This window comes from Actimicrobium antarcticum, from assembly GCF_039536745.1.
In the GTDB taxonomy this organism is placed as follows: Bacteria; Pseudomonadota; Gammaproteobacteria; order Burkholderiales; family Burkholderiaceae_D; genus Actimicrobium; species Actimicrobium antarcticum.
Genome location: NZ_BAAAZE010000005.1, coordinates 484,595 through 507,433, shown reverse-complemented (window position 1 = coordinate 507,433; position 22,839 = coordinate 484,595). Strand labels below are relative to the sequence as shown.

General features: G+C 55.9%; 26 protein-coding genes and 1 tRNA gene. 9 read left to right on the top strand and 18 right to left on the bottom strand.

Annotated features, from left to right (window positions below):
• Nucleotides 1-8: 8 nt before the first annotated feature.
• The 5 genes from minD (at nucleotide 9) to ABD720_RS05105 (ending at nucleotide 4,565) form a co-directional block, all read left to right on the top strand.
• Nucleotides 9-824 carry a septum site-determining protein MinD gene (minD, locus tag ABD720_RS05125; protein ID WP_344762326.1) on the top strand — a complete coding sequence of 272 codons (816 nt, stop codon included), beginning with the start codon at nucleotides 9-11 and terminating at the stop codon, nucleotides 822-824.
• A 1-nt stretch (nucleotide 825) separates the two neighbouring features.
• Entirely contained in the window at nucleotides 826-1,077 is a 252-nt protein-coding gene (gene minE / locus ABD720_RS05120) for a cell division topological specificity factor MinE (protein WP_009664615.1), read from the top strand.
• A 479-nt stretch (nucleotides 1,078-1,556) separates the two neighbouring features.
• Nucleotides 1,557-2,609: a porin gene (locus ABD720_RS05115; RefSeq protein WP_344762156.1), complete on the top strand. Its 1,053-nt coding sequence runs from the start codon at nucleotides 1,557-1,559 to the stop codon at nucleotides 2,607-2,609.
• Between the two features lie 108 nt (nucleotides 2,610-2,717).
• On the top strand, nucleotides 2,718-3,542 hold the full coding sequence (locus ABD720_RS05110) for a DUF429 domain-containing protein (protein WP_344762155.1): 825 nt from the start codon (nucleotides 2,718-2,720) through the stop codon (nucleotides 3,540-3,542).
• A gap of 39 nt (nucleotides 3,543-3,581) precedes the next feature.
• On the top strand, nucleotides 3,582-4,565 hold the full coding sequence (locus ABD720_RS05105; protein ID WP_344762154.1) for a 2-dehydropantoate 2-reductase: 984 nt from the start codon (nucleotides 3,582-3,584) through the stop codon (nucleotides 4,563-4,565).
• Nucleotides 4,566-4,654: 89 nt separating this feature from the next.
• On the opposite strand, the gene ABD720_RS05100 is transcribed toward ABD720_RS05105, so the two are convergent.
• From ABD720_RS05100 to ABD720_RS05020, 17 genes are all read right to left on the bottom strand, one after another.
• Nucleotides 4,655-4,807: a hypothetical protein gene (locus ABD720_RS05100; protein ID WP_344762153.1), complete on the bottom strand. Its 153-nt coding sequence runs from the start codon at nucleotides 4,805-4,807 to the stop codon at nucleotides 4,655-4,657.
• A gap of 97 nt (nucleotides 4,808-4,904) precedes the next feature.
• Nucleotides 4,905-5,330, bottom strand: a complete 426-nt coding sequence (locus ABD720_RS05095; protein ID WP_344762152.1) for a BLUF domain-containing protein — start codon at nucleotides 5,328-5,330, stop codon at nucleotides 4,905-4,907.
• 13 nt (nucleotides 5,331-5,343) lie between these two features.
• Nucleotides 5,344-6,075 (bottom strand): GTP cyclohydrolase I, encoded by a 732-nt coding sequence (gene folE, locus ABD720_RS05090; protein ID WP_344762151.1) that lies wholly within the window; start codon nucleotides 6,073-6,075, stop codon nucleotides 5,344-5,346.
• Between the two features lie 821 nt (nucleotides 6,076-6,896).
• Nucleotides 6,897-7,994 (bottom strand): type III secretion system export apparatus subunit SctU, encoded by a 1,098-nt coding sequence (gene sctU, locus ABD720_RS05085; protein WP_344762150.1) that lies wholly within the window; start codon nucleotides 7,992-7,994, stop codon nucleotides 6,897-6,899.
• Nucleotides 7,995-8,006: 12 nt separating this feature from the next.
• On the bottom strand, nucleotides 8,007-8,807 hold the full coding sequence (gene sctT / locus ABD720_RS05080) for a type III secretion system export apparatus subunit SctT (protein ID WP_344762149.1): 801 nt from the start codon (nucleotides 8,805-8,807) through the stop codon (nucleotides 8,007-8,009).
• A 15-nt stretch (nucleotides 8,808-8,822) separates the two neighbouring features.
• Nucleotides 8,823-9,086, bottom strand: a complete 264-nt coding sequence (gene sctS / locus ABD720_RS05075) for a type III secretion system export apparatus subunit SctS (RefSeq protein ID WP_344762148.1) — start codon at nucleotides 9,084-9,086, stop codon at nucleotides 8,823-8,825.
• A 56-nt stretch (nucleotides 9,087-9,142) separates the two neighbouring features.
• The gene (sctR, locus tag ABD720_RS05070) at nucleotides 9,143-9,796 is read right to left on the bottom strand and encodes a type III secretion system export apparatus subunit SctR (RefSeq protein WP_344762147.1); all 654 of its coding nucleotides are present in this window, start codon (nucleotides 9,794-9,796) and stop codon (nucleotides 9,143-9,145) included.
• Between the two features lie 2 nt (nucleotides 9,797-9,798).
• Entirely contained in the window at nucleotides 9,799-11,190 is a 1,392-nt protein-coding gene (sctQ, locus tag ABD720_RS05065; protein WP_344762146.1) for a type III secretion system cytoplasmic ring protein SctQ, read from the bottom strand.
• A gap of 24 nt (nucleotides 11,191-11,214) precedes the next feature.
• The gene (locus ABD720_RS05060) at nucleotides 11,215-11,778 is read right to left on the bottom strand and encodes a hypothetical protein (RefSeq protein ID WP_344762145.1); all 564 of its coding nucleotides are present in this window, start codon (nucleotides 11,776-11,778) and stop codon (nucleotides 11,215-11,217) included.
• A 3-nt stretch (nucleotides 11,779-11,781) separates the two neighbouring features.
• The gene (locus tag ABD720_RS05055; protein ID WP_344762144.1) at nucleotides 11,782-12,282 is read right to left on the bottom strand and encodes a hypothetical protein; all 501 of its coding nucleotides are present in this window, start codon (nucleotides 12,280-12,282) and stop codon (nucleotides 11,782-11,784) included.
• Complete coding sequence (locus tag ABD720_RS05050; protein WP_425547909.1) at nucleotides 12,279-13,658, bottom strand: FliI/YscN family ATPase; 1,380 nt, start codon at nucleotides 13,656-13,658, stop codon at nucleotides 12,279-12,281. The genes ABD720_RS05055 and ABD720_RS05050 overlap by 4 nt, the downstream gene beginning before the upstream one ends.
• A complete protein-coding gene (locus tag ABD720_RS05045; protein WP_344762143.1) occupies nucleotides 13,655-14,785 on the bottom strand; it encodes an FHA domain-containing protein in 1,131 nt (376 codons plus the stop codon). Before ABD720_RS05045 ends, ABD720_RS05050 begins: the two co-directional genes overlap by 4 nt.
• 63 nt (nucleotides 14,786-14,848) lie before the next feature.
• Nucleotides 14,849-16,945, bottom strand: coding sequence for a type III secretion system export apparatus subunit SctV (sctV, locus tag ABD720_RS05040; protein ID WP_344762142.1), 2,097 nt, complete (start codon nucleotides 16,943-16,945; stop codon nucleotides 14,849-14,851).
• Nucleotides 16,938-17,261 carry a hypothetical protein gene (locus ABD720_RS05035; RefSeq protein ID WP_344762141.1) on the bottom strand — a complete coding sequence of 108 codons (324 nt, stop codon included), beginning with the start codon at nucleotides 17,259-17,261 and terminating at the stop codon, nucleotides 16,938-16,940. Before ABD720_RS05035 ends, sctV begins: the two co-directional genes overlap by 8 nt.
• Nucleotides 17,261-17,695, bottom strand: a complete 435-nt coding sequence (locus tag ABD720_RS05030; protein WP_344762140.1) for a hypothetical protein — start codon at nucleotides 17,693-17,695, stop codon at nucleotides 17,261-17,263. Before ABD720_RS05030 ends, ABD720_RS05035 begins: the two co-directional genes overlap by 1 nt.
• Nucleotides 17,692-18,060, bottom strand: coding sequence for a hypothetical protein (locus ABD720_RS05025; protein ID WP_344762139.1), 369 nt, complete (start codon nucleotides 18,058-18,060; stop codon nucleotides 17,692-17,694). Before ABD720_RS05025 ends, ABD720_RS05030 begins: the two co-directional genes overlap by 4 nt.
• Nucleotides 18,060-19,292 carry a hypothetical protein gene (locus ABD720_RS05020; RefSeq protein ID WP_344762138.1) on the bottom strand — a complete coding sequence of 411 codons (1,233 nt, stop codon included), beginning with the start codon at nucleotides 19,290-19,292 and terminating at the stop codon, nucleotides 18,060-18,062. Before ABD720_RS05020 ends, ABD720_RS05025 begins: the two co-directional genes overlap by 1 nt.
• 201 nt (nucleotides 19,293-19,493) lie before the next feature.
• Between ABD720_RS05020 and ABD720_RS05015 the strand changes: the two genes are divergently transcribed.
• The 3 genes from ABD720_RS05015 (at nucleotide 19,494) to ABD720_RS05005 (ending at nucleotide 21,215) form a co-directional block, all read left to right on the top strand.
• On the top strand, nucleotides 19,494-20,057 hold the full coding sequence (locus ABD720_RS05015; RefSeq protein WP_344762137.1) for an RNA polymerase sigma factor: 564 nt from the start codon (nucleotides 19,494-19,496) through the stop codon (nucleotides 20,055-20,057).
• Between the two features lie 329 nt (nucleotides 20,058-20,386).
• The gene (locus ABD720_RS05010; protein WP_344762136.1) at nucleotides 20,387-20,950 is read left to right on the top strand and encodes an RNA polymerase sigma factor; all 564 of its coding nucleotides are present in this window, start codon (nucleotides 20,387-20,389) and stop codon (nucleotides 20,948-20,950) included.
• Nucleotides 20,951-21,125: 175 nt separating this feature from the next.
• A tRNA-Ser gene (locus ABD720_RS05005) sits at nucleotides 21,126-21,215 on the top strand.
• A 177-nt stretch (nucleotides 21,216-21,392) separates the two neighbouring features.
• Here the strand turns inward: ABD720_RS05005 and ABD720_RS05000 are convergent.
• On the bottom strand, nucleotides 21,393-21,698 hold the full coding sequence (locus ABD720_RS05000; RefSeq protein WP_344762135.1) for a hypothetical protein: 306 nt from the start codon (nucleotides 21,696-21,698) through the stop codon (nucleotides 21,393-21,395).
• A 582-nt stretch (nucleotides 21,699-22,280) separates the two neighbouring features.
• Between ABD720_RS05000 and ABD720_RS04995 the strand changes: the two genes are divergently transcribed.
• A complete protein-coding gene (locus tag ABD720_RS04995; protein WP_344762134.1) occupies nucleotides 22,281-22,781 on the top strand; it encodes a CC0125/CC1285 family lipoprotein in 501 nt (166 codons plus the stop codon).
• Nucleotides 22,782-22,839 lie beyond the last annotated feature (58 nt).

Genomic DNA, 22,839 nt, shown 5'->3' with positions numbered 1-22,839 from the left:
GCTTCTTTGTGGCAAAAGTGATCGTTGTAACGTCCGGCAAAGGAGGAGTCGGCAAGACTACCTCTAGCGCAAGTTTCGCCTCCGGGCTCGCCTTGCGCGGGCATAAAACTGCCGTTCTCGATTTCGACGTCGGGTTGCGTAATCTCGATTTGATCATGGGTTGCGAGCGACGCGTCGTCTATGACCTGATTAACGTCATCAACAATGAAGCCACACTTAATCAGGCGCTGATCAAGGACAAGCACTGCGACAACCTGTTTGTCCTGCCGGCATCCCAGACGCGCGACAAAGATGCGTTATCTGAAGAAGGTGTTGAACGCGTTCTCAAAGATCTTGATGCGATGGGTTTCGAATACATCATTTGCGACTCGCCTGCTGGTATCGAACGTGGCGCCGTAATGGCACTGACCTTCGCCGACGAGGCCATCATTGTCACCAATCCGGAAGTGTCATCGGTACGCGACTCTGACCGTATCCTTGGCATCATCCAGGCCAAGTCGCGCCGCGCCCAGAATGGTGGCGAGCCCGTCAAGGAACACCTGCTGATCACGCGCTATGTTCCAAAACGGGTTGAGACCGGAGAGATGCTTTCCTACACCGATGTGCAGGAGATTTTGCGGATCCCGCTGGTCGGTATTATTCCGGAATCGGAATCGGTATTGGCGGCATCCAACCAGGGCAATCCGGCAATTCACATCGAAGGCAGCGACGTATCGCAGGCTTATCACGACCTGGTCTCGCGCTTCCTCGGCGAAGACGTACCGTTACGTTTCACTACCTACGAAAAACCAAGTTTCCTGCAGCGCATTTTCAGGGGAAAGTAAGATGGCTCTCTTATCCTTTTTATTCGCCAGCAAGCCCAAAACGGCAAGTGCGGCCAAGGAGCGACTGCAAATCATCATTGCCCGCGAACGCAATGGCAGGTCGGGTCCGGACTTCTTGCCGGCGCTACACAAGGAGCTGATTGCGGTGATTTCGAAGTACACCAAGGTCAACGCCGACGACATCAAGATTTCACTGGATCGGCAGGGCAACCTCGAAGTTCTCGATGTCAACGTGGTGCTACCGGACGCCTGAGTTGACACTCAGGCGTCCAATGGAAATGGATCGATGCATCTGGCAATCCGGGCGCGTACCATTCCGAATCAGGCAGCGAGCGCACCGCTCGCTGCCCTGCAAGCGAGCCCAATCCTCAATTATTGCTGCAGCACGGTAGTTTCAGACATTGCCCTAGCGCCTGTTTTTACGCGCCTGAAAACCAACCTCCCCCCACAAAAAATCGCATCACCAAACAAGTTCGCCACTTTGCGCTAAACTTCGTTTCGTTAGAGGAATGCGAACCGCACTTTTATGTCGCGCCGCACAAAACAAAATAGTTTCAGCAAATAGGCAACTTTTTTTCGGCAACATAGTCCTATCGTAGGTAATGGATTGTTGAAATAGATCCATTTGGTCACGATGTTGTCATTTAGTTGCTTTACATTACCGCTGGCTATCGTTGATTCGATCAACTTCCGCACCAGTCACCATTTATTTTTACAACCAGGAAATCAACAATGAAAAAATCGCTTTTCGCACTCGCCATCCTTGGCGCGTTTGCTTCCGCCGCTTCGGCGCAATCGTCAGTCACGATGTACGGCGTTGTCGACGTGGGTGTTTCCCGTGATGACAATGGCGCAGCGACCACTACCGGCCTCAACAGCGGCATCCAGTCAGGTAGCCGTTTGGGCTTCCGTGGGGTTGAAGACCTGGGTGGTGGCTTGAAAGGTCTGTTCGTTCTGGAAACAGGTATCAATGTCGATACTGGCGGTTTCGGTCAAAGCAACAAGGCATTTGGTCGCCAGTCATACGTCGGTCTGCAAGGCGCATTCGGTGCTGTCAAACTGGGTCGTCAAAACACCCTGCTGCGCGAGAATCTTGATGCTCTCGATCCGTTCCGTATCGGCTTGGCCGGCGATGCAACGCGCTTCTTTAATCAGGGCGGCGTAGTTGATGCAACCAACGCCACCGCCACTACCAACGGTGGCGGTCGTATGAACAATGCCATCAAATACGAAACACCAAACCTGAGCGGCTTCACTGGTCAGTTTGAATACGGCTTCGGCGAGCAAGCAGGCAGCACGACAGCAGCACGTCAAATCTCGGGCGCCCTGCAATATGCAAATGGCCCTGCGATGATCGCTCTGGTACACAACGTTTCCGATATCGCTACTCTTGGCGTCTCAACCGACAAAGTAAAAACGACTTTGTTGGGCGGTACGTATGACTTCAACGTTGTGAAGGCACACGTTGCTTTTGATACAGTTAAAAACGATGTCGCATTGAACCGTACAAATCGTCGTGACTACATGGTCGGCGCAACTGTCCCATTCGGCGCAAGCACCTTCCTCGTCGACTACACCAAGCGTAAAGACAAGACCGGTGCCAACCTCGATGCAGACCAGGTCGCAGTCGGCTACACCTATGCATTGTCGAAGCGTACCAACCTGTACACGTCCTATGCACGTACTTCCAACGACAGCGGTTCGTCAGTCAACCTGGGCACCACATCGGCTGTCGCAGGCAATACCGACAACCTGTTCAACGTTGGCGTTCGTCACTCGTTCTAATTGCTGGCAGGCGTAAGCCTGCTGCGATGCAAGCCATCATGAAAGGCACCTTCGGGTGCCTTTTTTCATGCCCGGTAAAATGGGCACCCTCTTTCACTGACAAGCATCATGACCGACTCATCGACCACAAGCTGGCTGTTGCACGGTGTCGATTTCACGTCGGCACCGAGCAAACGCAAGACGATCACGATCGCCTCCGGGCGCCTTACCGGTGATACATGGCGCATCGAATCGTTGCATGCGCTGACTGATTTCGCCAGCTTCAGTACTTGGCTGGAACAACCAGGCCCTTGGCTGGGCGCGTTCGACTTTCCTTTTTCACTACCGCGAGAGTTGGTGGAGCAGCTAGGCTGGCCAACCCGCTGGGTGGAACTGATGACGCATCTGGACACCCTGTCACGTGGCGAACTGCGTACTGCATTCAAAGGATTTTGTGATGCACGACCGGTCGGAAACAAGTTTGCTCATCGCGCGACCGATGGTCCGGCCGGCTCATCCTCGTCGATGAAATGGGTCAACCCACCGGTGGCTTACATGCTGCATGCAGGCGTGCCGTTATTGCGCGCAGCCGGCGTGTCGCTCAGCGGCATGCATCCGGGCGACCCGACACGTATTGCGCTGGAAGGGTATCCGGGAATGGTGGCACGTTCGATTACCGCCGCTTCCTACAAAAACGACGACCGCTCGAAGCAGACGCCGCAGCGACGCGCCGCGCGCGCCGTGATTCTTGACCATCTCGACACCGGAAACTATCGATTCGCAATCCGCCTCGATGCCGGCGACCATCGTGATGCCTTGCTCGACGATGCCACCGGCGACTTGCTGGATGCAGCTCTGTGCGGTTTGCTTGCGGCATGGGCGTGGCAGCGACGGGATGTGCGCTTTGGCTTGCCGGAATTCGATGTGCTGGAAGGCTGGATTGTCGGCGCATGAACTGCTACAAGTAATCCTTTGGATCTGAAAGAACAAACAATGAAAATAACTATCTATGGTGCGGGTGCAGTCGGCGGATTGATTGCGGCACGTCTGGTGCAACAAGGCGGCACCCAGGTCAGCATCATTGCACGAGGACGTACGCTGGAGGCAATACAGACTGCCGGTCTGCAACTGGTGACAGGGAGCACGGTCAGCACGGCGATGCTGACTGCCGAGAGTGACCCGGCACGACTAGGTGTGCAAGATCTGGTGGTGCTTGCAGTAAAAGCCACCGCACTGGCCGACATCGCACCACAGATTACCCCCTTGCTCGGCCCCGACACCATCGTCATCACGGCCATGAACGGCGTACCCTGGTGGTTTTTTGAGAATCCGCTGGTGCCCTACGCTGGCATGCGCCTGCAATCACTCGATCCCGATGGCGCTCTGGCAGCAGCGCTCCCGTTGCAACATCTGGTGGGTTGCGTAGTGCACCTGTCGAGTACCTCACCGGAACCGGGTGTAATCAAGCCAGGTTTTGGCAATCGTCTGATTTTCGGAGAAGCTGTCGGCGCTAGCTCAGACCGACTTGCGCGCGTCGTCGCGCTGTTTGCCGCTGCGGGCTTTGACGCCGAGGCGAGTGCAGATATCCGCACCGACATCTGGTACAAGCTATGGGGGAACATGACCATGAATCCGCTGTCGGCGATCACGGGAGCGACCTGCGACAAGTTGCTCGACGATGCGCTGGTGCGTCAATTCTGTCTGATGGCGATGCAGGAAGCTGCGACTATCGGCAACCGGATCGGCTGTTCAATCCTGCAAAGCGGTGAAGAAAGGATGCAGCTGACACGAAAACTGGGCGCGTTCAAGACATCCATGTTGCAGGACGCCGAAGCAGGAAGGCAGATGGAAATCGATGCGTTGGTGGGTGCTGTGCAGGAAGTCGGACAGCATGTTGGCCTGCCCACGCCGACGATCGACAGTTTACTGGGTCTGGCGCGGCTGTTTGGCCGCAGCCATGGGTTGTATCCCCAATAGCGTCTCTGCTTCCGGATCAGGTCAATCCGGCCAAACCCATCAAGTCATGAGGAACGTTTGAGCAAGTCGACCGATATGTCCATAGTGGTTCAATCGGCCACAAGTGCAATATCGGTTGGCAATCCATCCGTACCTGGCATCCAGTCGGCCAGCAGACTTGCACCCAGCGCGACGAACAGCAGTATTACCGCGGATGTTGCCATAAAAGAAACCAGCGATCGCAACCTGGCAGAAATTTTCATGATACTTGTTCCCTGAATGACATGAATGAATGCCGTTGATCATCTGTCATTCAGGGGCAATACTCTGTGCGCCAGCCAACATTACAAAATAGTATGTTCAGGCACGACCAACGATCGATGCCGTCGCAATGAGTTCGTCGAGCAGTGCCATCGACACTAACCCGGAAACGGCAAATGGGTTGAGGTACGGCAGTTCGGAATATTTCAGCAAGACCGACGTATTCAGTTTCCCTAAATTCACTTGTCCCATCGTCCATCCTGCAAAACGACGCTCGGTAATTTCTTCGTAATGAAGAATCTGCACGTCATGATGCCGTGGGTCTCTCAAGATATCGCCGTACAGCGTATTGACTGCAGTACGACCACCCTCGAGCACCTGAACGAAAATATTCCCGCCAAAGCACAGGATACCCGTCAGGCCGTGAGGTGGATTGTTGGTGCGCGCCTGGGCCATGATGGAATCAACCATCTCGGGAGAAATTTTATCGACTGAGCGACTTGCATAAAGTAAGCGAACTAACATGACAGATCCTCGATTATTTTTTTACGTTGCGAAGAGAAAGAAATTCCCGACGTAAATTGGGATCTTTCAGGAACGATCCGCGCATCACACTGTTAATCATCTTTGAGTCCATATCTTTCACACCGCGCCAATGCATGCAGAAATGGTCCGCTTCCATCACGATGGCGAGGCCATCCGGATGGATCTTGTCCTGCAGGATATCGGCTAACTGCACCACAGCTTCTTCCTGAATCTGAGGTCGGCTCATGATCCAGTCGGCAATGCGGGCATACTTGGATAAACCGATAAGGTTCGAATGCTCATTCGGCATCACCCCGATCCAGATGCGGCCAATGATCGGACAAAGATGGTGAGAGCAAGCGCTACGCACCGTGATCGGTCCGATGATCATCAGTTCATTGAGATGGGCGGCGTTCGGAAATTCTGTCAGCGCCGGCATCGGCACATAACGTCCACGAAAGACTTCGTGGATGAACATCTTTGCTACCCGACGTCCGGTGTCCTGCGTATTGTGGTCGCTGACCGTATCGATCACGAGGCTTTCCAATACGCCCTGAAGCTTGCCCTGGACTTCTTCGAGCAGTACGTCAAGTTCACCGGGTTCGATGAAAGCAGCAATATTGTCATTCGCATGAAAACGCGTCTTGCTGGCCTGAATGCGCTGGCGGATGATTTGCGAAACGGGCTGTAAAGCTGGCTGGGCGGAGCTCGGGTCTGCCTCTGGATGGATGCTGTTATCGGTCATTTTAGGCTTGATGAAATTAAATACGTGTCTTGACGGCAATAGTATTCGATGCCGAATGGCCTCATGGTATCCGAATTGCGGAGTACTCGGTGGCGTCGGCAGTATTGTCGTGTCATCGACCCTGATGGGTGTCATTCATGCGCGCTATTCGATCCGGCTGTGCGGCTTTTTACCGCATAACTCTCCACCGCAGCCCAGTGGATCCGAAGGATCGCAAAAGCCGTGATATTCGCAGCGTCGGGTAAATGTGGTCCGGCGTGATACTCCTGCAGGCCCGAGAGCGGGTGGCTGCTTGCGCCGATCTTCGATCAAATGTCCTCCGACCCAGACCGCAATCGGAACTGCGACGGTTTGAGGGCGTGGGACAGGAAGTTGATGGAGTTGATGGCCAGAAGCATTCCGATCGATGGACCAAGATATTTCTTGGTCTTGTTCGTGATGAAGACGTCGTTTCGGAGGCGCATCGAACGAAGGAACCAGGCAATCATCGAATGTTTCCTCATCGCCAACCTCCGATTCAAACGAGCGACCTGCGGTATCGGTCCGCGCACACTCGTCGAACGACTCAGTCGGTAGCGCATCAAGCGCGGACGCAAACGTCGACGGGGGTCCGTCTGCCTCCGTCATGGCGAAACCATCCACCCATGCACGCCCGCCAACGTCAGCTTCGTCCGGCTTTTCAGCAAACGCGTCATCGGTTCCAAGTCGGCCTGTTTCTGCAGGACTTTGCTCGTGTGTATTGATCGGTAGCGACGTACGCCGCGATGGCTGAACCGGGCCGCTATCACCAATGGCCATGGCAACTCCTGGTGTGCTTGCAGCTATTCATCGGCAGGCGGTTCCCCACGTGTTTCCAGCTCCGTGATCGGTACCATTTGATCGGTGTCGACCATCTCCTGAATTACGGCATAGACATGCGCAACTGCCTCGTAACTGGCTTTCGGAATTGGATGATCGGGCCGGGCTGTCGCATACAGGATGCGCGCCAACCAGACATGACGGATAACCGGAATCTTCAAGTGATGCGCACGCGCAATCATGGCCTGCGCCATTTCGTCCTTGCCCTTGGCCAGAACCATGGGTACCGACGGCGACTCGGTGTCATAGAACAGCGCCACCGCAAAGTGCGTCGGGTTGACCACAACGGCATTGGCGCCCTCGGTGCGAGCCGGAGGGTCTTCATTGGCCCACTCGCGGGCGAGCTGCTTGCGGGTACCTTTGACTTGCGGATCGCCCTCCGATTCCTTGTACTCCCGCTTGATTTCATCCATGCTCATCATCAGCGACTTGGTGTGAAAGTGGCGTTGGCTCACCAGGTCAATCAGTGCAAAGCTGAAGCAAATACCCACCGTGATCTTGAAGATCGAAAAAAGTATCTCGACAAAGCCGTTGTAGATATCCGCCGGAGTGCCCCCAGACAGGTTCATGATGTTCGGCAGTTCATCGACCACCACCAGATACAGCACGTAGCCGATCAATACTGCCTTGGCCAATGACGTCACCAGCTCCACCAGTTTCCTTTTAGAAAATAATTGCATGAAACCTTGAACCGGATTGAGCTTGTCGAGCTTCGGCTCCAGCGTCTTGAACGAAACCACAATTCCGAATTGTCCCCAAAAAGCAAGAATTGCCACAACGATGCCCGCAACAGCCAGCGCACCGAACGCAACCATCAGCAGCATTCCGGCATTGAAAATCATCTCCCACATGGCCGACAGGAAGGGCTTGCCTGTACGCATGAAAGCCAATTCAAACAGGCTGTTGATTGCGTTGTGCCACTCTTTTTCGGTGACGAACGCAATGAGTCCAAGCACAAAAAAAGTTGCCAGTCGTGCCATGTCGCGGCTGACCGGTACCTGCCCTTTTTCACGGGCATCTTCGATTTTCTTGTCAGTGGGTTGTTCGGTTTTTTCGCTCATGATTCACTGCTCTCAGCTTCCCTTGGCGGTCGCTTGCAGCAGCAGCGGGAGCAGGTCCAGGATGCGGGAAAAGTCATAGGCGACGTAATGCGCCAGTGTCGGCCAGTACACCAGCAGGATGAACAAGCCAGCAAGACACTTGATGGGTGACGAGATGGATGACACTTGCAAATTGGAGGCAAAAATCCCGATGACGGCAATCGTAAAATCGATCAGCACCAGCGGGATCAGGACCGGTCCGCCGTAGACCACCAGATGCCAGAAAAATTCGCCGAAGCGCTGAATCACGACATCCATATGCCCGAGTTCAAACGGTGGTGACAAACTGAACGCTGGCCACAATCCATAGCTTTCGATCATCACCCGAACCATGGCGGTCATCAGTCCCGCCTGGATCATCACCATGACCACTGCCTGCAACAGCATGGCACCGAGCGCGCTGGCATCCGCATCAAACGAGGCGCTGTCGGACATGACCTGAGTGGCGGCGCGCTGCGTATCCAGCACCGATCCGAGCGACTGCACCACCCAGATCGGGATGGCCATCAAGACGCCGAGTATCAGGCCGATGGCGGCTTCCTTGAAGCCCAGTGCTGCCATCATGACGCCATCGATATGTCCTTGCTTGACAAAGTAAAAAGTGGGCAGCCAGGCCGGCAAGGCAATCGCGATCGCAATTGAATTGCGCGCAATACCCACCAGCGTGCGGGTGCCAAAACCCGGCAGGATGGCCAGCACCACGAACGAACGCGGCATGATCAGCGCCATCGCCACCATCATGTGTTGCAGGTCAAGCAGGAACGATGACGACATGGCGGCGCGACGAGTTTATCGTCCGGCCGTCGGGATCAGCAAAAAGGCAGCATTTGCCATTTGCATCAGCTCACTGCCGATCCAGCGCCCCATCAGCGTGAGCGTGATGGAGACGCCCATCAGCTTGACGACATACGGCAAGGTCTGGTCCTGGATCTGCGTCACGGCCTGCACCAGCGAGATGAAACTGCCGCACACCACGGCAACCAGCAGCGGCGGTGCGGACAGGATGATGATCATCCACAGACCTTGCTGGAAAAAATTGATGGTGTCAGCCATGGCACATCCTCTCAGGGGAAATTCAGTCAGATTCAGTTGATCGTCACGCTGCAGGATCAGGCATACGACATGGCCAGTGCATTGAGCAACTTGCCCCATCCATCGACCATCACGAACAGCAGCAATTTCAGCGGTACCGTGATGGTTTGCGGACTGACTTGCTGCATGCCCAGCGCCATGAGCAAATTCGACACAAGCAAATCGATCACCACGAACGGGATATAAATCAAAAACGCCACTTCATAGCCGGTCTGCAGCTCCGACACCACAAAGGCAGGCACCAGCACCAGCACATCGGACGAGGTGGCTTCGGCGGCATATTCCTTGGGCCAGAGCTTTTTTGCACTCGCCAGAAAAATCTCCCGCTGATCCGGCTTGCAGTGCTTGATCATGAAAGTGCGTAGCGGTTCGAAGGCGACCTGTGCGTCGGCCAGGCCATGCTTGACGGTGGAATTCTCGGCTTCGATTGCCATTACCCGACGACCGATTTCCTGAACCGTCGGCGACATGATGAACAGGGTCAGCGACAAGGCAATGCCATAAATGGCCAGAGTCGGTGGCACCTGTTGCACGCCGAGTGCATTGCGGGTGACCAGCATGACCAATGAGATTTTCAGGAAAGACGTCGTGGTCACCACCATCAGCGGCACCAGCGACAGCATCGCCATCAGGATCGCTAGCGAGACCAGATCCATTTGGTTCGTATTCATCGTCAGCTCCAGTGCACGATGCGAACTCCCAGCTGGCCATTGACGTCGACCAGTTCACCCCGCCCCATCACGCGCCCGCCCGCAGTGATGGAAATGACGGCCGGTGAGCCGCCTTCAATTGGCAACACCATCCCGGCGGTCAGTGTGCGCAGCGCACCAAGCGTGGTCTGGCATCGACCCATTTCAAATTGCAGCTGCACCGGAAGCACATCGAGTTTGCTGGCGCCCGCTGTGACAGGCAACACAGGCGAGATCACAAACAGATCAGCGTCGGCATTACCGGGGGTCGTATTGATGGGATCCATGCGCGTCTCCAGACTGATGATGGCCAAGCCGGCCGGTGCGGCGTAGGTAACCTGTAATTGCCAGCCGCCGACCAGGATCACGCCATTGCCAGCGCAATCGAACCAGCAGGTATCCGGCAGAATGATGTCGCCCACTGCGACCTCCTCCAGGACGGATTTGGCCAGCGCGTGGCAGCCAATCACGACCGGTACCGCAACAGACGTATCAAGATGGTCATCGACAGCGGTGCGATCACGCTGCCAGCCGCCGCGCGACAGAAAATCAACCCAGCAAGCGCTGCTGGCACGGGCCGCCAGCGAGAAGGCGTGGCTTCCGCTACGCAAACTCAGACGCAGGGTCTGACAAGGCTGCTCCGACACAAGTAACCCACGCGCAATCGCCGTGATGTCACGTAACGGCGTCGCATCGAGTCGGCCGAGTACCGCTGCGCTGAGCCACTGTGATTGCGGCACTTCGACGGCGCTCTGTCCCAGGTCGATTCCGGTAAGTGCGGCGAACAAGCGCACGCCGTCGCTCAATTCAATCTCGCCCCAGGGACCAGTGACTACCAGCGCCTGATAGGGATCTGCCTCCTTGGCAATCTGGTTGTCGAGTCGCAAGCCCAGCAATGCCTCGGCACCAAGCGCGGGTAACAGCGCATAACGACCGCTACCCATCAGGCGCGTCAGCGCCGCAACTTCGGTCGTAACCCGTGGCAGGTTCAAATTGGCGCTGCGTACGTCGATTGCAGGAGATTCGAGGTCGGGTTCGTGCAATATGTCTGATTGCGATACGGGCTCTGATTCTGTCGCTGCCCCATCTCTCGCATCGATCTGCCGGGGCAGTGATGACGGGTTCTCCAGTTCGGATTCCTGCGTGGACACTGGCGCCGGGTCGAGATCGCATTCAAGCGATTGCGCAGCATCGACTGTACGAACAGTGCGTTTGCGACGCGGCTTGGGCGCGATTGTTTCAGCGGGTAGTTCGATGATCGTGTCGGGCAAGTCGACGACATCGACCAGTTCGACCGGTGCCTTGCGGGGCTTGCGGTTTCTTTTGACGGGAAGCGGAGGAGCTTCTTGAGACGCTGCAAATTCGCTTGGAGGCATGGGAATGACTTTCAGGCAGCGCGGTTAGAGGACAGCCAGAACGACATCCTTTCCTATACGTCGCCCTAAACGTTGCTCCAGTTCCATTTTTTTTCGCTTTAATTGATCACCCAGGCTCGCCGAATCGCTGCCAATCAGAATCTGGACGCGATTTGCCGATGCCTTCAATGCAATGGACAACTTCGCGCCACTGGGAATCAATACCTCGAACATGCCGTCGTTCGCAGTCAGTGGCGCCAATTGATCCACCAGAAAACTGGCATCAACATCGCCGGCCAGATCCTGCGTGGCGATCCGGGCCAGGGACTGCCCGGACTCATCATCACCGCCCTGCTGCTGGCGCTGGCTGGCAGCGCGGATGGCCAGCTCGTCACCTTCGCGGATCACGCTCCTGGCAGCGCTGGCATCCTCGGCCGCCGTTGCACGGAGCTCATCGCGTTTTTGCCGCGCGTTCTTGCCCTGTTGATCGGCATTTGCCTTTTTTAATTTTGCCGAAAAGGCCGACGCATCCTGAGCGGGTACAGGTACCGGATCGCTCTTTGCAACGGGCGTCGGTGCCGGCTTGCTCACTACCTTTGCAAGAGTCATCAGTTACTCCACAGGGTTATTTTTCTCATGGATGATTTTTTGGAGAATGTCGAGCTTCTCGCTGCGCAGGTGGCCCGCGCGCAGTTCCTGCTTGGCCACGAAATACGTCCGTCCGGCCTGGCGGGCTTCATTTGCTGCTTCACGGGCGCGCACATGAACTTTTTCGGCATCGAGTTTCTTGCGCTCGTAGGCACCTTTTGCGGTACGAAATTTTCCGCTGGAGATCTCCATCCTGAAAAATTCGGCACGCGCCCCGGCCCAGAAATCCGTGGCATGCTGCTTCGCGTCGCGCCATTCCTGCTTGATCTGCGTGACGACATGACGACGCTCACGCCAGTCGACAAGCGCTTGCCGGCATTGCCACTCCATCCATTCGAGTCGCCGTTTATGGACGCCGATCAGTTTCAGCAGACTTTTGTCCTGGCGCTTTGGCTCGGCAACATCGACCGGTTCACGTCGTGGCGACGTCAGTGCAAACAGGTCGATGGCGTCATCGACGCTCACTCGGCGAGCGCCTTGAGTTGCTGCAGCATCTGGTCGTAGGGCGTCAGATGACGGGTGTCCTGACGCAAGAATTGCAATTGTTCGGGACGTAACCTGACAGCGGCATCGGCCACCGGATCACCGCCTTGCTTGTACTCGCCCAGGCGAATCAGCAACTCCATTTCGTCGTACCGCGCCATCAGTTCGCGAAAGCGCGAGGCGGCCTTGCGCTGCTCCGTCGTGGCAACGTTGCTCATCACGCGACTGATGCTGGCGAGGACATCAATGGCCGGGTAATGGCCTTGTTCCGCCAGCTTTTTGGTCAACACGATATGTCCGTCCAGCAGCGAGCGGGCTTCATCGCCGATCGGGTCGGAGGTGGTTTCGCCATCGACGAGCACGGTGTACATTGCCGTGATTGATCCTTCCTGCGTGCTGCCAGCGCGCTCGATCAGCCGTGGCAGCATGGTGTAGACCGACGGCGTAAATCCGCCGCGCGCCGGTGGTTCACCGGCGGCCAGGCCGATCTCGCGCTGGGCCCGTGCAAAACGGGTCAACGAGTCGATCAGCAACAGGACATTCTTGCCGCGCGCGCGGAATGCCTCGGCGATTGCCGTTGCACTGAATGCCGCACGCGAGCGTTCCATCGAAGTTCGGTCGGAAGTTGCGCAGACGATAATGGTCTTGCGCACCAGCTCGTCGTCCAGTTCATGCTGCAGGAATTCATTGAGCTCGCGGCCGCGCTCACCGATCAGTCCGAAAATGATGACGTCGGCGGCGCAGCCACGGGCAATCGATGCCATCAGCGTAGTCTTGCCGCAACCGGGACCGGCAAACACGCCAATGCGCTGGCCGCGCCCCATGGTCAGCATGCCGTCGATCGCCCGCACGCCCGTGGGCAGAATAGTCGCAATGCGCGGCCGGTCGGTGGCTTTGGGCGCATCGCGGATCACCGGCACCGTTACCCGCCAGCCCGGTTGTTCCGGCGGCATGATGGCGGTACGAAATTGCATGCGGCCAAAGCCATCGAGCACGCATCCCAGCATGTGTTCGCCGACTTCGATCGAATGACTGCAGCGCAACGGCGTAATACGGGTGCGGTTCGATACGCCTTCGAGCGGACTGAGCGCCGACAGCAAGGCAGCATGATTATTGAAGCCCACCACTTCAGCCAGCAGCGCGACATCCGAACCGGGATTGACCAGACTGCACAGCTCTCCGATTTGTACCGGTGGCATATGGGCTTCGATGACGGTGCCCAGCACCCGGGCCACCTTGCCGCAACTGGTGAAGCCCGGCTTGGCAGGCAAGCCGGCGAGCCAGCCGATGCTGCGCTCGCTGATGCCAGCGAGCGCCTGCTCCATCGTAGCCAGTTCGACTGGTGCCAGAGTGGTCACCAAACCACCTCGATCTTGCGTTTGCCCATGAACGTCAGCCGATTTTCGACGACCGATACCAGCCGTACTCCCTGGAATTCGTCACCCACATAGAACCGCTCACCGGTGCCGGTGACGATGCCGGCGTTGGTACCGCTGACGACCTGCCGTATCTTGAATGGCAACATCGATTCGGCGCTGCCGACCTTGGCACTGATCGGAAAGCTGATCTTGTGCTCGGCCACGAAGGCTTTCAGAATGCGCTCGAAGCGGGCACTTTCAGCATCGTCCAGATGGGCGCGCATCGACCAGCCCTCGTCAGTCAGATCGAGGTCAAATTGCTTGAGCAGATCAGCATCTTTCATGCGTTTGCGAAATGCCGACCGCAACTCGTCCGGTGATAACCGCGCTGGCAACACCACTTTGACGATCTCTGCGCCTTTCTCCATGCGCTCTGCACCGGGAAGCGATCGGTCCGGCGGCATGCTGATATTGGCTGACAGGCGCAACGCACCATGCAGCGACGGTATCGAAGGCTTGGCCGAATAGCCGTAAGCTGCAACCGCTGACAACGCCACCAGCAAGCCGGCGGGGACCATCATCCAGTTGCGCCAACTTCTGGCAATGTACGAGGTGCGCACGGGAACGGTTTCCACGGAAGGCACTTCGAGGGGATCAGAGACGCGTTGTGGAAATTGTTCGGCATCCTGCACGGCGTCGTACAAGTCTTCGGCGTCGCCATTGAACGCGCTGTCCATTGGCACAACTTCCTCAGGATCGGTAACGTCATGCGCTGCGTCCAGCGCATCGACTGTCGTCTCCGGCAATGGTATTGCGGGCATCGTTTGCCACGGCGCATGGGGATCGGAAATGACCAGCCACGTTTCACCAATGCGAAAAAAACTACCGGTCGAGAGGTCGATCAGCGCTTGCGGTTCTGCCATATCGGCACTGAAGACCGGACCGGCATCCGGACTCAGCATCCAGCTACCGTCGCTGTACTGCAAACTGGCGTGATGCGGGAGGATACCGGGATCGACCATCACGACATCGGCGTCTTCGTGCGCGCCCAACAGGAGCGTAGAACCGTCCAGTGGCAATGTTGCGCCACGATGCAGGCCATTGAGGATGCGCAGTTCATTGTCCATGATCGTTTCCTCACCATGATGTTTTCTTATTAATAAGTGACACCATGGAAGTGATGGTTCCTTTTACAACTCGATCATTCCCAGCGGCTGGACGCGCGCGTGTTGCGTGAGCTCCGAGAAGGAAAATACCGGTACCGAGAAAAACTCTTCCTCGATCAGCTTGCGCACCGAGCGCCGGATATCTGCCGCAGTGACCAATACGGGTGGGGCCGCTGCGGTGCCGCCCGTACCGATGAGTTCTCCCAGCCGGTCCAGGATCGCTTGCTCGGTTTCGACCTCCAGTTCGAGGTAACTGCCCTGGCTGGTTTGCCGCACGGCGCCGCGCAACAGGTCTTCCATTTCTGGCGACATCAGAATGACTTCGATCAGGCCATCGCGTGCCACCTCGTGACACAGCTGGCGTTTGAGCGCCAGGCGTACATAATCGGCAAGGATGTCGGGATCACGTTCTTTGGTCGACCAGTCCAGGATCGTCTCCAGGATCAGTCGCGCATTGCGCAGTGAGACGCCTTCGCGGGCAAGGCGTTGCATGACCTCGGTCAAGCGCGGCAGTGTCACGCTGCGAGCCAGCTCTTTCCCCAATTCGGGGAAGCGCCGATCGGCAAAGCGCATGAAGCGATTGACCTCGTGCACCCCCATGAACATCTGGCAGTTGCGCATCATCTCGACTTCGATATCGGCTGCCAGCACGGTTTCCCAGGTTTGATACACCACGCCAGCCGTGCCCAGCGCATCTCCAGCGGGAACCCTGACCCAGGTGCGGTGGCGCCGCGTTCCCGCCACGCCATCATCCGTCGCCTCGAATCCAAGCTCGGCGAGGCGCTCCGATGACTCGATCGTTGCACCCCAGCCGAGGCGCATTTCGACATCGACCAGCGGCACTTCCGCCATCAGAAAATGAATCCGCCCGGCCGGCATGTTGTCGCGGTACTCAAAATCGATGGTGTGCATGTCCGGAATTCCACGCGTGCCCATGACGGTATTGCGCATGATCCGAACGGCATCCGAAATCGATTCGGCCTCGGGTGTGCCTTCCATGCTTTTCGGCATGCGCAAGATAAATGGTTTGGTTGACTCGAAGGTCGTCAAGTCCACAATTCTTGGCTTGCCGACGACCTTGCTCATTTCGGCTTCACGCTTCTTCGCGGCTTCTGCTTTCGGCTTGAGGATGGCCAGCATCCCGCCGGCGCACAGCAGCAACGCAAGCGTCAGGAAAATCAGCGTTGGCATGCCGGGAATCATGCCGAACAACACCATGATGACGCTGGCCGTTACCAGCGCCTTGGGCTCGGCGAACATTTCTTTCACGATGTCCTGGCCGATATTGCTCTTGCCACCTGAATCGTGTTCGCGATTGTCATCGGACACCCGGGTGGTGATCATGCCGGCTGTCAGCGAGATCAACAGAGCCGGGATCTGGGCAATCAGGGCATCGCCAATGCTGAGGATCGAATACAGTTTGCTGGCTTCGCCAACGGTCATGCCACGCTGAAAAATACCAATCGAAATCCCGCCGATCAGGTTCACCATGACAATAAAAATACCCGCGATCGCGTCGCCCTTGACGAATTTCATCGCACCGTCCATCGCACCGTGCAACTGGCTTTCCTTGGCCAGTTCGGCACGCTTGCGCCGTGCGTCATCGGCGGTCAAAAAACCCGCGCGCAAATCACTGTCAATCGACATTTGCTTGCCTGGCATCGCGTCCAGCGTAAAGCGCGCCGCCACTTCCGAGACCCGCTCGGAGCCTTTGGTAATCACGATGAATTGCACCACCGTCAGGATCAGGAACACCACCAGCCCCACCACCAGATTGCCGCCGACCACAAAGTTACCGAAGGTCTCGACGATGTGTCCGGCAGTGCCTTCCAGCAGAATCTGGCGGGTGGTTGCCACTTCCAATGCCAGACGGAATAGTGTGGTCAACAGCAAGACGGCAGGAAAGGTAGAGAAAGCCGTCGGCCCTTCCATGTACATCGAGACCACGACCATCAGACCAGCCACACATAAATTGATCGCGATCAGGATGTCGAGCAACCAGATCGGCATCGGTAGCACCAGCATGAACACGATCGACATGATCAGCGCAGCTGCAAACAGCTCGGCCCGCTTGGCCGCCCGCGCCGCAAACGCGTTAAGGGCAAGTACGAGATTATTCATGTGCACCGACCGCGTTACCACTAACCAAACTGTCGTCATCGTCAGGCGAATACGCACGACGCCAAATCAGATTAGTCCATGCCTCGTGACCGGTGCTTTGCATGGCCTGCACCATGGCGGCGTCCAGCGGTTCTGCCAACTCCACGGCGGCATACGCAGCCATCAATGCAAAGCGCTGATCGTCTGGCCACAAGGCCCCGCAACCGCGCGCCAGTTGATAGGCATCTGTCAGCTGACGGGTATTCAGATGGCCCCAGATCAAGCCAATCGCCAGAGTTTGTTCGATCGATGGTGGAGCTGTTCTTTTTCGTTTCATCATGACTTTCCACCCTCCCCGCTACCGGTTAATTGCAAATCGGACATGTGCAGTTGATGCAACCGCAGGCGCAACTGGATATTTTTTTCCACGACCGAGATTGCCGCTAGTGCATGATCCCGCTCTTCGCCTTCTACCTGCATGCCGCGTTCCAGCAATTTTTTCTGTAACGCCCGCATTTTTGGAATCGGATCACCACGCCATGCCGGACTACCGGCTGTCAGCGCCAGGCCCAGCAAGGTGGTCAACGGTGCGATCGCACTTTGCGTCTCACGTGTCGTGACATGCACCGAGGCGGCGGCTTCGCGCGCTTCCAGAAGGGAGACTGATACATTCGCTATTGGTGTCGGCAACCCGACCGGATGGATTTCGCCGCCTTCGACGTTGATTGGTTGCCCGCTGCCAGGTCCGCCTGTGCGGACAATCGTTGTCATGGCACCAGCAACGCGAGCGCGTTGTCCAGATCGTTCTCCGACGGCATGTGCGCCGGACCGTGTCCGAAGTACGGCAGGCGTCGCAACACATAGAAGCTGCCGTTGGCAAACTGCGCCGGCAACCATGCGGCAAAGCGATCCGGTACCTGATCACGCCGCCTGAGTACGTTAATGATCGTGTCCGGCTTCAATGCATCGCGCTGGTAACCAATTCCAACTATCAGACATCCCTCACCCGGATAGGCAAACATGCCCATGCCCGCTCCCAGCGACTGCCTGGCCACCGCGCCTGCTTCCACCGCAGCCGCAGCGAGATCGATGGCAATTTGTTCAAGCCCGGATGACTGCCCTGACGGATCTATCATTATTTCCTCATTAAGGACGAGTTTTGATCTTCGGATGCGTCGTCAGAGTCCAACGGGAGCGGGTTTGAAACACGTGGGCGTTGACCGAGCATCGCCTTGTTCATGATGCGAGCGCGTTGGGTCTGCTCCCTGCGCGGAAACGCCGACTGAAACGGATGAGGTGACGGGTGTTCCGTCATCGACATTTCATCAAATTTGTTCAGCAGATTCTGCCGTTGCGGTAGCCCATCAAGTGGCCACAAGGTCGTCGGAAGGTCAGCTACAGCGGTGCGCACTACTCGGCAAACTGCGGCTTTGTCGGTTGTGGAAAGCGCGTCCATATTGGCCACCCTGTTCACCAAAGGTGCGGCGGTACGATCATCGAGTGTTGGTGCTTTCAACAAGAGTCGTCCCGCCTCAGCGGCGGTGGTACGCGGCGGGACACCAAGAGCTGAAATCCGGCTACACATGTCAGACGCAATCGCGCGACTGGAGACCATCTGATGAAACGCCGCACACAACGTAAAACTGCGATGACTCTCGGGCCCCGGCCCATCGGGCACGCGCTTGCGCGCTTCGGCGCCGACAAGCTTCTGTAAATCGGCCAGCGCTGTATCCACGTCCTTGGGGGCATGGTTTTTTTCGATATGTGCCAGCAATCCGGGAGCATCGATCGTCTTCGCGCCTTTGCCATATTCCGAACCGGTCATGATCACGGTCAAGTCGGATAGTTCGCGTTTTCCAGTCGACGACTGTCGGCGAAACACATCAGCGACATCCATGCCACCGTTGACGGATTCCGCATGCTTTTTTTTCAGCTCTTCCAGATCTTCCCTGGACTGTCCATGGCCGCCGTCTAGCATGAACTGATTGAACCGATCCATCTCCTTCTGCCCGAATTCACGACGCGATGTCACGGTATCGGACTCCGGCATGCCCTCAGCAGCGAGAACACCAGCTCCTTTGACACCATTGCCTTCTTTACCAGTTGCTGCGGTTTCGGCACCAGATATTGCGCCTGATTTGCGGTCGCGAGGATTGGTAAGACGGTTGATCAGTGTTCGCTGACCGACTTGCATCTGATGCTGCGCGAGGCTTGATGCCGAGGCCTCTTGCTGGAACTGAGCGATTTCGGTCATCTCGGTCGTTGCGCGATTGCTCACCGCGGGCAAGCCTGGACTCTTCGCCGAGTTGTCCGGAACGTATTGGGTGCGAACGGGTTGGATAATCGGAGTCATGCTGTTGAGTAGCATTTTCAGATGGATAGTTCCGTTTCAGAAATAGAGATTTTCCATAGTGGATGCGGTCATTTTTGGATGGATTCACCAAACCGAAAAACCGTCTGATAAAAAATCCTTTCTTCTTATCAACATAGCGAGGAAGAATGCCGGGCACGTCTGTTGCAATGTTTTCCTGTGGATACTTTTTCGGTTAAAAAAAACACGGAGATGGCAATGGAGACGTTATCAGAATGCCCGCAGGCAACCGATGAATTACCACCTGCCGAACTCACTGTCAGCCGGCAGGTGATCAATCCAGACATGTTATTCAGACAGCATTACGTTTTTTTATTACGCTTCACGCAACGTTACGTGCGTAACATCGATGATGCGATGGACGTGGTGCAAAACACCTTCGTCGAAACAATACGTTGTGCAGATCGATACCACGGTGGATCGCTACCCTCCACCTGGCTATTCGGCATTGCACAGAATCTGGCACGCAATCATGTTCGCCGCAGTTATGCTGCTGCCGCACGCCATGCCGATGAAAGCTTGCTTGACGACGTCATCGACTTTTCCAATGACCCGGCGGAGGTCGTTGAACATCAACAACTGGCCGACCGTGTCTCACGCCTGCTGGACAAACTCCCTCAGCGCATCAGGGAAACGTATGAAGTCGTTCTGGAACACGAAGCCAGTTACGCCGACGCCGCTATCATGATGAATATCCCAATAGGTACCGTGCGATCGCGCATATCGCGGGTAAAAAACGAGATCCGCATGTCGGTCAAGTGAGATTACTGACACGGCATGTTCAATAGGATGACGTCAACGCGGAGCCTTCGCTTGCAACTCGATAGGGTGTAACGGCACTCATCAATGAATGCACACGACACCGAATCAACGTCGGCAGGCGAAGACAAAAAAGACGTGCAAATGGCCAGCACGGAATTTCTCTAAACCCGACCTAGCCATTTTTAGATGCTTTCTTGATCATTAAATGCCATTTCGACAAAAACTCCTTTCTTTATAATCACTTAGCAAAAAAACAATGTTTGGCATGAGTGTTGCACTAGTTCTTCTCATCTGCGCCCCTTTGCCGGCGCGATATTCAGGAGATAGCGATGACCTCATTACTCGAGCAAGAGCACACTTCCACTGAACAATCCGCGTACGTACACACCAGCCCGCTGAGCCTCGTCGACATCGATCTATTATTCAAACAGCACTACTCCCATCTGATACGTTTTGTACAACGCTACGTACGCAACATCGAAGATGCACGCGATGTCGTTCAAAACACCTTCGTCGAAAGCGTCCGCTGCGCAGACCGCTTTTCAGGCGCATCAAAGCCATCCACCTGGCTCTTCGGCATCGCTCTCAACCTCGCCCGCAATCATGTTCGTCGCAACTACGCCGCTGCATCCAAACATGCGGACGAAAGCCTGATCGACGATATGGTCGATATGTCGGGTAACCCTGCTGATGTAATTGAAAACCAGCAATTGGCTGAACGTGTCGAACAAATGCTATCAACCCTCCCGGACCGCATACGCGAGACCTTCGAAGCTGTGCTGGAACACGAATCGAGCTACGCAGTCGCGGCAGAAAAAATGCATATCCCGATTGGTACCGTTCGGTCGCGAGTGTCCCGGGTTCGTGACCAGATCCGCATGATCATTGATTGAGTTGACATCGACAGGCATGGTCAGAATTCGCTTGAAGAAGTGAATAGTTGGCGCCAGTCGGCCGCAGCGCACCGAAAAACCAGCGATTCCGATGGGTGTCACGCTGGTATTTCCACTCCGCCCGAAATTTCAATTGGTGTCGGCCCTGATCGAATGGCATAATGCGGGCTCCAGCGGAGGTGTGGCCGAGCGGTTGAAGGCACCAGTCTTGAAAACTGGCGAGGGTGTGAGCCCTTCGTGAGTTCGAATCTCACCGCCTCCGCCAGTTCTCCTATGAGAGAACTATCAAATCCCGCTTTACCCACCATCCTACCCCCCAAAGAATTTAAGACTGATTGCCGCTGTTCAAGCCTGGCTGATACATCAATAACGTCATTGTTTGATCGCTCAATAAAAAACCCGGCGAACTGCACCGGGTCTCCGTCGCGCCAATGACTGCTAATCAGTGCACCGCTTCATCCAACAAATCCAATTTGAACGACATACGCATCAGGGCGTCGGCGTGCGCGTGGAAGGCGTTCGGGGTAAGTTGTGGCTTCAGTGCCTCGAATACCTCGACGGCATGGTTCCACGCTGCCCATGCACGCGCACGGGTGGCGGTACTCTCGACGGTCACGGCCTCAACGGTTGCCGCTGTAGCGCCTGCCAGTGCATTTAAAACTTCGTTGCTTGGCGATGCGCCCATCGCAACGTCGATTTCGCATTGAAGGATGCGGGCGGCGGTCGATGTAGAATTCTGGTAGGTCATTTGCTTGTCCGTTTCAAGTGGGTGATTTAGGCGGGCAGGGTGTTCAAGCACCCTGCTTCGCTGCTTGTGCTAGTTCGTTAGCACATAGGTATTATACCTTAACTCCCTGTAAATAGCCAGCATTGCCTGCCATCACCCGCTATCACGCGTTCATCTTCACGCTTCGCCCCTACCCATCCAGCACCCCTACCCCCCCACCCCGTACCACCCCGGCATGGACACCAAAAAAAGCAAGCCACCCCGTCGCTTCTGAGGTACGCCATTTTACCGACAGCCGAAATCCCAAAGCTCCCCAGTGATCGCAACACTGAGGGGCAATGTTTTCAATTTGACATTACAGATAAGCAACGTTAAGTTACATGCTCTTGTGCAATCCACGGTAGCTAACCTAGCCATGCCAACACTTTCACCAACGCAGCCACAGCCTGAAGCAATCAAGCGGCTATACGACGGCTTGCACGCGCTTGAACTGTTCGCACCTCCACCACACCGACTGCAACTTATGCCTCCTAGTGCGCCACCAGAACAACCTCACACCGGACCCATCGTGCATTGGAAAAAATTTAATAAGGGAATAAGTCGATGAAAAAACTATTAGCAATCTTGATGGCTGTTTTACTCGCGGCTTGTGCAACGCCATACGGAAAATATGGGCTGCTTGGCGGATACACCGACTCCCGCATTGATGAAAATACTTTCTCTATCAGTGTGGACAATAACGGCATGACAAGCAAACAAGTTACTTCTATGCAAGCCTTGTATCGTGCGGCAGAACTGACCGTTGAACACGGCTTTGACTATTTTGTCGTCGGTAGTACCGCAAACAACGCTCGGTCAATTTCAATGGTGACGCCGGGAAACAGTACAAGTAATACGACGATCAATAGCTATGGCTCAACCGCTTTGGCAACAACAACGACTAGATATACACCATCAACCATCGTGCCAATTGAATTACCAAACTCGACACTCGTAATCAAAGCATTCAAGGGGGTGAAACCGGAAGGCATAGGCACCGCATATGACGCAAAGTCCGTCCTGAAATATCTTGGACCTCAGGTGCTTGGGGAAAAAGGCAAATAGGAAGAACTGCAAATAACCGAGGTGACGCCGCCCATCTTGGCGCGGCGCGATCATATCA